This is a genomic window from Armatimonas sp. (genome assembly GCF_043760365.1).
Lineage (GTDB): Bacteria > Armatimonadota > Armatimonadia > Armatimonadales > Armatimonadaceae > Armatimonas.
Genome location: NZ_JAYUPA010000936.1, coordinates 1 through 8,182 on the forward strand (window position 1 = coordinate 1; position 8,182 = coordinate 8,182).

Here is an 8,182-nt window from a genome sequence, read left to right on the forward strand (position 1 = left end):
GTGCGCCTGATCTGCGACAGAGAGCGGGAGATTCTCGCGTTTGTGCCCGTGGAGTACTGGAGCCTCACGGCAAATCTTGCGCCCCAGACCGGCAAGAAACAGACCTTCGATGCCAGCTTTGTGGGTTTTGAAGGCAAGAAGCTTGAGATCAAGACCGAGGAGCAGACCATGACGGTGCTCCAGGCGGTCGAGAAAGCCGCGTGGCAGGTTGCCAAGGTCAAGAAATCCGAGCGTCAACGACGGCCCTACGCCCCGTTTATTACGTCCACGATCCAGCAAGAGGCCGCGCGCAAGCTAGGCTTCACTAGTAAGCGCACGATGTCCGTGGCGCAGCAGCTCTACGAAGGAATTGATTTAGGCGGCGAGGCGGGCACTGTTGGTCTCATCACCTACATGCGTACCGACTCGACCCGTGTGGCGGGTGAGGCACAGGTAGCGGCCAAGGAGTACATCGTCTCCACGTTTGGCAAGCCCTACGCCCCCGAGAAGTTCAATGTCTATAAGTCGAAAAACGCGGCTCAAGATGCACACGAGGCCATCCGTCCCACCTATATCACTCGTGATCCAGATGGCATCAAGACACGCCTCAACGCCGATCAGTACAAGCTCTACCGGCTGATCTGGCTGCGCTTTATCGCCTCGCAGATGTCGCCCGCCGTCATGGATGTTGTGCAGGCCGATATCGAGGCCGCAAAGTACACGTTCCGCGCCACGGGCTCCACCATCAAGTTCGAGGGCTTCTTGCGAGTCTACACCGAGGGCAAAGACAACCCGGCGCAGGTGGACGACGACGAGAAGCCTCCGTTGCCGCCGCTGAATGAGGGCCAGCCACTGGATCTGCTCAAGCTTCTGCCCAAGCAGCACTTCACTGAGCCGCCTCCCCGTTTTACGGAAGCCACCCTGGTCAAGATGATGGAGGAGCAAGGAATCGGTCGCCCGAGCACCTATGCCTCAATTATCTCCACAATCCAAGACAGAGGCTATGTTGCGCTCAATGAGAAGAAATTCCAGCCCACCGATCTAGGTTTAGTGGTCACCGACTTACTCGTGCAAGCGTTCCCGCAAATTCTTGATGTCCACTTCACCGCGGGCATGGAAGAGCGCCTTGATGCCATTGAGGAGGGCAAGGAGACCCGTGTGGCGCTGCTCAAGGAGTTCTACACACCCTTTGAGAAGGCGCTAAAAGCAGCCGACGAGAACATGGGCAAGTTCGCCAAAGACATTGGTCGGCCCTGCCCGGAGTGCGCGAGCCCACTCGTGGAGAAGTTCAGCCGGTTTGGCAAGTTCATTTCTTGCTCAAACTACCCGACCTGTAAGTACAGTGAGAAAGTCGCTGCTGAGGGCCTCGATGGTGAGCCGGTGCCGGTTGCCGAGCCCGTGGTCTCCGAGATTCCCTGCCCTAATTGCAGCCGACTGCTGGTGGAGAAGACAGGGCGCTTTGGTAAGTTTCTCGCGTGCCCGGGCTACCCTGAGTGTAAGTACATCCACAAAGATAAGGCGGAGGCGGTCTCGACGGGGGTTAAGTGCTTCGCGTGCGGCAAGGGGGAGTTTGTCGAGAAGCGGAGCCGAACCGGGATATTCTACTCCTGCAACCAGTACCCTGCCTGCAAGACCGCACTCCCTGGCAAGCCTCTCACGGACCGACAGTGCCCTCAGTGCGGTGGGCTGCTCCACGAGAAAGTCTTTAAAGGGCGGCTCACCGGAATCGGATGTGCCAGCAAAGAGTGTGGTTACTCAGAGAATAACAAGGCAGCTCCTAAAGAAGAAATAGCCGAGGCCTAGAGCCTCGGCGGCTCGGCTAGCTCTGCGCCAGGGTGCGGGTGAGAAAAGCTGCCTCCTCGGGCGGGATCGGGATCAGGAAGCCTTTGCCATTTGTCACAGGCCGGCCGGTCTGGACATCTAACAGGGACAGAATGGCCATGATTCGCTCACGCTCCATGGCACTGGCGACGGGTAGGCTCAATATCCCCTGTGCGCTTGTCTCCGCCTGTTCTAAAACCACCTTGAGTATCCCCACCGAGCGCTTCGCCATTGCAGAGAGTGGGGCAAGCGGACGAGGCAGAGCGACTTTGAGACGCGGTTGCCGTCGGGCTGCGGGTGCCGCGCTTTTTGCTACTTGCTCAGACTTTAGCCTCAGCTCCGCGCGGCGCTGATCCATCCCTTTCTGAAGCGCAGCCTCGGCCTGCTCCGCCTGTTTCGCACGGGTCATCCAACGGCTGACAGTCGAGACATCTAGATCCAGGGCCCGCGCAATCCGCGAGAGGCTCCAATCGTCACGGTGAAATGCGAGAGCGGCAAGTCGGTTTCCAACAGTGGCGTCTTCGTCAGGTGATAGATTCTGCGTGATCCAGAGCTGAATCGTTTCCTGATCCCGCACGATCTGTGAGTTCTTAGCGGCCTGGCGTAGAGCGCCTTTGGCGGCTTTGACTGCCTCGGGGCTTGGCTCCCGTAGTCGAGGAGCAGGACGAGGCACCTCGGGCTCGATGACAAGAATTTCCTCCTCGGGCTCAGAGGGACTTGAATCCCACTCTCCCACCTCCGCCTCTTTAAACAATGGAGTCCAAAGTTGCATCGTGGTAGGGAGATCCTTAACCAGGTTATACCATCGTGATAGTTTATGAGGAGTCAGCCCAATCATCTCTGCAATCTCACGAGATTTCTTACCTTCTTGAAATTGCTGAACAACATACATCCGAACCGCATTGTGGTGTCTGTCAAACTCTGTCAGCTCTTTATTTACAACAATAGGAGGTTCTAAAATACTATCTCGCTGCCGAACAGGCGGAAGAATTTGCTGTTGGAAATGAGGAGCAGAATAAGTGGTAGAATCAGCCACCTCTCCGAGTTCTCCTTGAGCCATAAGTGCCAACGGGCTTTCTCCAAGCATCTGAGCATAATTACGAAGGAGATGAGGGACATATTGATCATCTTCAGCAAATATTTTCCGCTCTTCTTCAAGAATTTCTTCTTTCGATTGCGGTTTCCGAAGTGCTTGCCTTTGTCTTACTCTACTTAAAACATCTTGGCGGCGGCGAGGTAAAAATGAGGGATCAGACATCATCATATACTATTTCTGCACAGTTCTTGGCTTAGGAAGAAAAATCTACTACCCTAGACACTCACTCAGCTCCGAAAGTTCCCGTGTCAAGGGTGTGTCAATACTTTTCCAGTATATCATGGCTTATTTGGCGAAAACCTCTTTTTACTTCTTCTTAGCAAAACCAGCGAGAGTATCCCGCCAATGGGAAACAACGCCATTCCCCAAAATAGCACTTGCAGAGAGTCAGCCAACTCGGAGCCCGCTCCGGACTGGCTGACATTGTTATATGCGGTGAGATCTACCAGTAAACCGAAACAACAAAATAACAGCCCGCCCCAGCCGACAATGCGCATCTCCGCCTCAGACCTTGCCCCAGGCTCTGAGGTTTTCGATACTGATTTGGATAGACTCCAGCGGCGTTAGTGGTGCCTGACAGCTATCTTGCTCCACCATGTAGAACTTTGCTCCCGCCACTTCAGCCGCAGCAAAGAGTGCCGGGTAGTCTATTATCCCTGCCCCAACGGGCGCGAAGTTGCCTTGGGAGTCCATGTCCTTCAAGTGAACCAAAGGCACACGGCCAGAGAAGCGCGTCAGATACTCGGGGATGTCCTGACCGCCTTTTTTTATCCAGAATGTATCCAGCTCCGCATGAACTTCAGGGGCAGCCTCGAAAAGCACATCCAGTCCGGTCTTGCCTCCCTCGGAGAGCTCGAACTCGAAGGCGTGGTTGTGGTAGCAGAGCGTGAGCCCAGCATCGGCGTACTGCGGCGCAACTGCCGAGAGCTCCGCCCCCAGCCTACGGTAGCCGTCCAGAGACTCGGTGTAGGGCTTGCCGATCCACGGGACAATCACATAGTCGTAGCCAAAGAGCTTGGCATCGGCGATAGCCTGCGCGGGGCTATTGGTCACGATATCCACTCCAACATGGGCCCCGATCGCCCGAAGCCCGTTGCCATCTAGAAGCGCCTTGACCTCTTCCGCCGTCTTCCCTGAATACCCTGCCAGTTCGACACCCGCATAGCCAAGCCGTGCCACCGTGGCGAGTGTCCCCGCCAGATCGCGCTGGGCATCGTCGCGAACGGTATACATCTGTAAACAAACCGGAATTTTTGTCATGCCCTTTTCTTCACCGCCAGACCCTTTATTTCCTGCGGGTACAATCTCAGTGTGGAAACCCCCTTCCTACTCTGCTCGTCGCTTGATCCGGTCGAAGCGCTCTTTGTTATCGAGACGTTGCGTACGAAAACCTTTGTGGCGGAGCTGATCCGGCTAGCATCCGTCCCTGTGCACGCCCTTGCCAATGACCCCGCTCACGCGTCGGATATCTGGATGCAGGACACGGTTGAGTTTGGTGTTCGCGGCGACAGGCCGGTGGCTCTCCTCGGGCTGCGTGACAAGCACGACCAAGGGCTTGTCTGTGGGCCACTGGATCGGCTGGTGGAGCGCTACTTGCAAGAGAAGCTCCCGCACATTGAGTGTGTGCGAGTTGGGGATGCGCTGCCAAAGCGCCGCTGGATAGACTGGTACGGTAACTTGGAAGTCTCGCCTCCTGTGCCAGGGTTCCCCCACGGGCGTATTCTGACGGGCAGGCAAAAAGAGCTAAGCTTTCACCCAGAGGCGCTTGCCTTTCTCGCGAAACAAAAAGTCCAGTGGCCACCGGTCTTCGTGGACGTGAGCTGGCTCACCATTGGCCACGTGGACGAGGTCATTAACTTTGTCCCGGCAGGCGCGAGAGGAGAAAAAAAAGAGAAAGGAGAGAGAAAAGGCTGGCGCGTCCTCCTTCCCTGCCCAGAGAGCGCTGCATCGGCCCTGAGTGGCCTGAGCGACGACCAACCCATCTTTGTGGGCAAGCCCGGTGAAACGACCGTCGGCAAGCTCAAGGCGCTTGCTCAAAACGCGGAGCAGCTGCGTATTCGGGCGGCACTCAAAGTCACGCGGGAGCAGCTCAGAGCCGAGCTTGGGATAGAGGACAGCGATATCCTACCACTCCCTGCGCTCTTTGAGGACGGCCTTGCGGTGATTCCCAATCCGGTCAACAGCTTGGTGGTTGGCACGCAGGTCTTTGTCCCCGATCCCTGCTTCACACCCTTCCGGCACCAACTCGCCAGCAAGCTCTCCGAGCTGGGATTGGCCGTCCACTTTCTAGACATCTGGGAGCCCTACCACACGGCATCGGGAGAGCTCCACTGTGGCACAAACGCCCTCAGGCGTCGTGCCTAGTCCTCGGTCTTGTCCATGTTCTCCAGAGCGATCTCAAAGTCCGCCATAGTGACGGCTTCTATCCCCCCTTCGTCGGCGAGACGGATCAGAGCCTGCATCCCGGCCTCGTTCACCAGTGCCCGTAGATCAGCACCAGAGAACTCCTCCGCACCTGCGGCGAGGCGATCTAAGTTGACATCGTCTCCAATGATCGCGCGTTTGACACAAACCCCCAGAATCTGGCGGCGCGCGTCTTCATCCGGAAGCGGGATCTCGATCTGCCGTGAGAGCCGCCCACCGCGCACCAAGGCGGGATCGAGCATATCGGGGCGGTTGGTTGCGCCTACCACAAAGAGTCCTTGATTTGGTGTCAGGCCATCCATCTCATGAAGAAACTGGTTCACGACTTTGTCTGAGGGCATGTGCATCCCCCCGACGCGGCTTGGAATCAGCGCATCCACTTCATCCAGAAAGATAATCGCCGGAGCACTCTGCCGCGCCTCGTTAAAGAGCTTCGCAACGGCTTTCTCCCCTTCCCCCACCCACATGGAGTTCACCTCGGCGGGGCTGGTGGCGAAGAACTTCGACTTGGCCTGCGCGGCCAGAATGCGGGCAATGGTTGTCTTTCCTGTGCCAGGCGGGCCGTAGAGCAAGAGGCCCGTGGGCGGGTCCACACCGAGGCGGCGTGCCTGCGCGGGGTTTTCGAGGAGAAGCTGCATTTGGCGCAGCTCGCGCTTGGTCTTTGCGGGCAGGACAATATCATCCCACGTCAGAGCGGGTTTCGGAGGTTCTGGGGCAGCCGCACCATTGCTGCGGAGCGGGGGAGCGGAGCGCGGAGGAGCAACCGAGGTGTCTGCTCCCTCCAGCATCCGCACGAGCCGGGCGTAGTCCTCGTTCCTAGGATTTTTCTGTAGTGCAAAACGTGCGGCGCTCAGAGCTTGATCTGGTTGTTCAAGGTGGCGCAAGGTGTGGGCCATCCAGTAGTGAATCTCGGGGTTTGTCGGCTCAAGTAGTTTTGCTCTGTCAAAGTTCTCAAGCGCCGTCTGCATCTCTTTCGCCGCTTGTGCGTAGGGGAGCAATGACTCGCCACGGCGTAAGTGAAGTCGTCCGCGGGTGTAGTGAAGTTCTGCCTCAGGGGTCACGTGTTATTTTGCCTCCAGGTTTGCCAGCCAGAGGGTGTTGTTTTGCTCGACACTCTCCAACAGGCCGCTGATATCCAGGATCAGCACCTGTTTGACCCGCGCCAGATCAATTTTGTCGCGCTTACTCTCGTTGGCGGGCTTGAAATCGCTTAGCAGCAACGAGAGCTTTCGGACAGCGCGCAGGCCCGGCACCTCAACGGTCAGATCAAACTTGCCGCCCTGATCGTCTTCTAATTGAAAAAGCAGGGTCATTGATTTTTTCGAGGCGATGCTCACGCTCAGGCTAGTCTTTTCCGTCAGTGCCCCCAGGGGCAGTGCACGCAGGAGCCCGGTGATCTTGCCCTGTGCAACCGCGTAGGTGGCTTCTAGTGCACGTCCTGTCAGTGGACTTCCGATAGCTGCCCGCTGGACGGTGATCCCTCCGACACCCATCCAGCTGATCTGCGGTCGTGCCAGGCCATCGAGGGTGGTTGCTGGTAGAGGCACGGTCGTGGCAGAGAACTCGCGTAGCCAGAGCTCCCGAGGGCCGGCTACAATCCCAGGAAAGAGTGCGGCTGCAAGTGGCCCTTCTGCCTGAAGAAAGAAGACATGTAGGTCTACTAGGGTAACGGACTCGACTCTATCCATATCGAGCTTCCCATCAGCATCCGCTGGATCGTTTTTATCCTTGCCCAGTGTAAAATCAGTCGGCCCCAGGTCGATGTCTTGCCAGAGATTTTTGGGGAGAGACGCCACCGCAGTAAAGCGCCCCCCCCCTTTTTCCTGGAGCATCACAGCTACGGTGGTGTCCGTATCGGTCTTGAGCTCAAAGTGGAGGCGCTGTGCGCCTTTGAGCACAGCGGCCTCTAGTGGCCGCACGAGCGCATTAAGATTCGTCTTGCTGACCATGTACTCAAAGTGCAGCGTCGGCTGCGGTGGGGACGTACGGCTTATCTTGGCAATATCTCCCATCCCCAGCCAGCCGTCTTCCGTTGTGGCAAAAGTATGGCGCACCAGCGGGGATGAGAGAACCTGCGGTGCAGGGGGCTGAGCCTGTGCCAAAGAAAGGCTCAGCAGGCTAATGAACGCTAACATCATGACCGTTACGCTCCAGTTCTTTTTTTCGACGTTCGGCAGCGGCGGCGTCGCTAAAGGCCCCCAGTTGCACGTGAAAGACAGTCTTCCCCTTGCGCTGATCGGCAATAATGGTGGGAGAGTAGCCCTGGCCCCGCAGCTCAGCGATTAGCTTCTCAGCATCCTCGCGCGAGGATTTCGCCTCCCCCACACGTACGCGGTAGAGGCTTTTAGACGGCGTTTTCTCCTCGTCTGACTTAGCCTTTTCCGTATCCTGCTTGGGTTTATCCCCCTCAGGCTTGTTCACTTCTTCCGCCGGTTTCACAGGGTCGCTAGTAGCCGTCGCCTTGGGATCTGGTGTTGGAGTTGCCGTTGTGTCAGGATCGGGTGTCGGCACAGCATCAGGATCGGGCGTTGCCGTTGTGTCAGGATCAGGTGTCGGCTCAACAAGTTTGGCTTGCTCTTGTTCCTGTTCTTGCTTCAGTTTCGCTTCAAGCCGAGCTTTTTCCGCCGCCTCTCTGCGCTTGCGATCCGCTTCCTTCTCCGCCGTAATATCCTCAACCTGAAGCCCTTGGTTATCTACCATGGTTACGGGAAGGCTAGGGGGAGGCGCCGGGGTCGGCGTCGCCACGACAATATTTTCGGGGGTACCCCCCTTGGAACCAAAGACAAAATACCCCAGGCAGAAGCAAACCACCACGACGCCCACTGCAGCCAGAGACCATTTCAGTGTGGGATTATCCGAGTC

The 8,182-nt window shown here is 57.2% G+C and carries 7 protein-coding genes; 2 read left to right on the forward strand and 5 right to left on the reverse strand.

Translation table 11 applies throughout. From position 1 onward, the window contains the following. Window positions 1–1,782 (forward strand): type I DNA topoisomerase (gene topA / locus ACH2EH_RS23610; protein ID WP_395145647.1); only part of this gene is annotated, 1,782 nt, incomplete at its 5' end. A 16-nt stretch (window positions 1,783–1,798) separates the two neighbouring features. Here topA and ACH2EH_RS23615 read toward each other — a convergent pair. Both ACH2EH_RS23615 and ACH2EH_RS23620 read right to left on the reverse strand, forming a co-directional pair. Continuing rightward, window positions 1,799–2,572 carry a helix-turn-helix domain-containing protein gene (locus ACH2EH_RS23615; RefSeq protein WP_395145649.1) on the reverse strand — a complete coding sequence of 258 codons (774 nt, stop codon included), beginning with the start codon at window positions 2,570–2,572 and terminating at the stop codon, window positions 1,799–1,801. 828 nt (window positions 2,573–3,400) lie between these two features. Continuing rightward, complete coding sequence (locus ACH2EH_RS23620; RefSeq protein ID WP_395145651.1) at window positions 3,401–4,156, reverse strand: sugar phosphate isomerase/epimerase family protein; 756 nt, start codon at window positions 4,154–4,156, stop codon at window positions 3,401–3,403. 51 nt (window positions 4,157–4,207) lie between these two features. Here ACH2EH_RS23620 and ACH2EH_RS23625 point away from each other — a divergent pair, with 51 nt between their 5' ends. Next, window positions 4,208–5,260, forward strand: coding sequence for a protein-arginine deiminase family protein (locus ACH2EH_RS23625; protein ID WP_395145653.1), 1,053 nt, complete (start codon window positions 4,208–4,210; stop codon window positions 5,258–5,260). Here the strand turns inward: ACH2EH_RS23625 and ACH2EH_RS23630 are convergent. The 3 genes from ACH2EH_RS23630 to ACH2EH_RS23640 form a co-directional block, all read right to left on the reverse strand. Beyond that, complete coding sequence (locus ACH2EH_RS23630) at window positions 5,257–6,381, reverse strand: AAA family ATPase (protein ID WP_395145655.1); 1,125 nt, start codon at window positions 6,379–6,381, stop codon at window positions 5,257–5,259. The genes ACH2EH_RS23625 and ACH2EH_RS23630 overlap by 4 nt on opposite strands. A 3-nt stretch (window positions 6,382–6,384) precedes the next feature. Further along, on the reverse strand, window positions 6,385–7,458 hold the full coding sequence (locus ACH2EH_RS23635; RefSeq protein WP_395145657.1) for a hypothetical protein: 1,074 nt from the start codon (window positions 7,456–7,458) through the stop codon (window positions 6,385–6,387). Then, the coding region (locus ACH2EH_RS23640) for an SPOR domain-containing protein (protein ID WP_395145659.1) at window positions 7,439–8,182 on the reverse strand (744 nt) is incomplete at its 5' end. The genes ACH2EH_RS23640 and ACH2EH_RS23635, both read right to left, overlap by 20 nt.

Bases quoted from the DNA above. Each gene is read 5' to 3' on its own strand.
- ACH2EH_RS23615 (WP_395145649.1), bottom strand. From the start codon at position 2,572: ATGCAACTTTGGACTCCATTGTTTAAAGAGGCGGAGGTGGGAGAGTGG.
- ACH2EH_RS23620 (WP_395145651.1), bottom strand. From the start codon at position 4,156: ATGACAAAAATTCCGGTTTGTTTACAGATGTATACCGTTCGCGACGAT.
- ACH2EH_RS23635 (WP_395145657.1), bottom strand. From the start codon at position 7,458: ATGATGTTAGCGTTCATTAGCCTGCTGAGCCTTTCTTTGGCACAGGCT.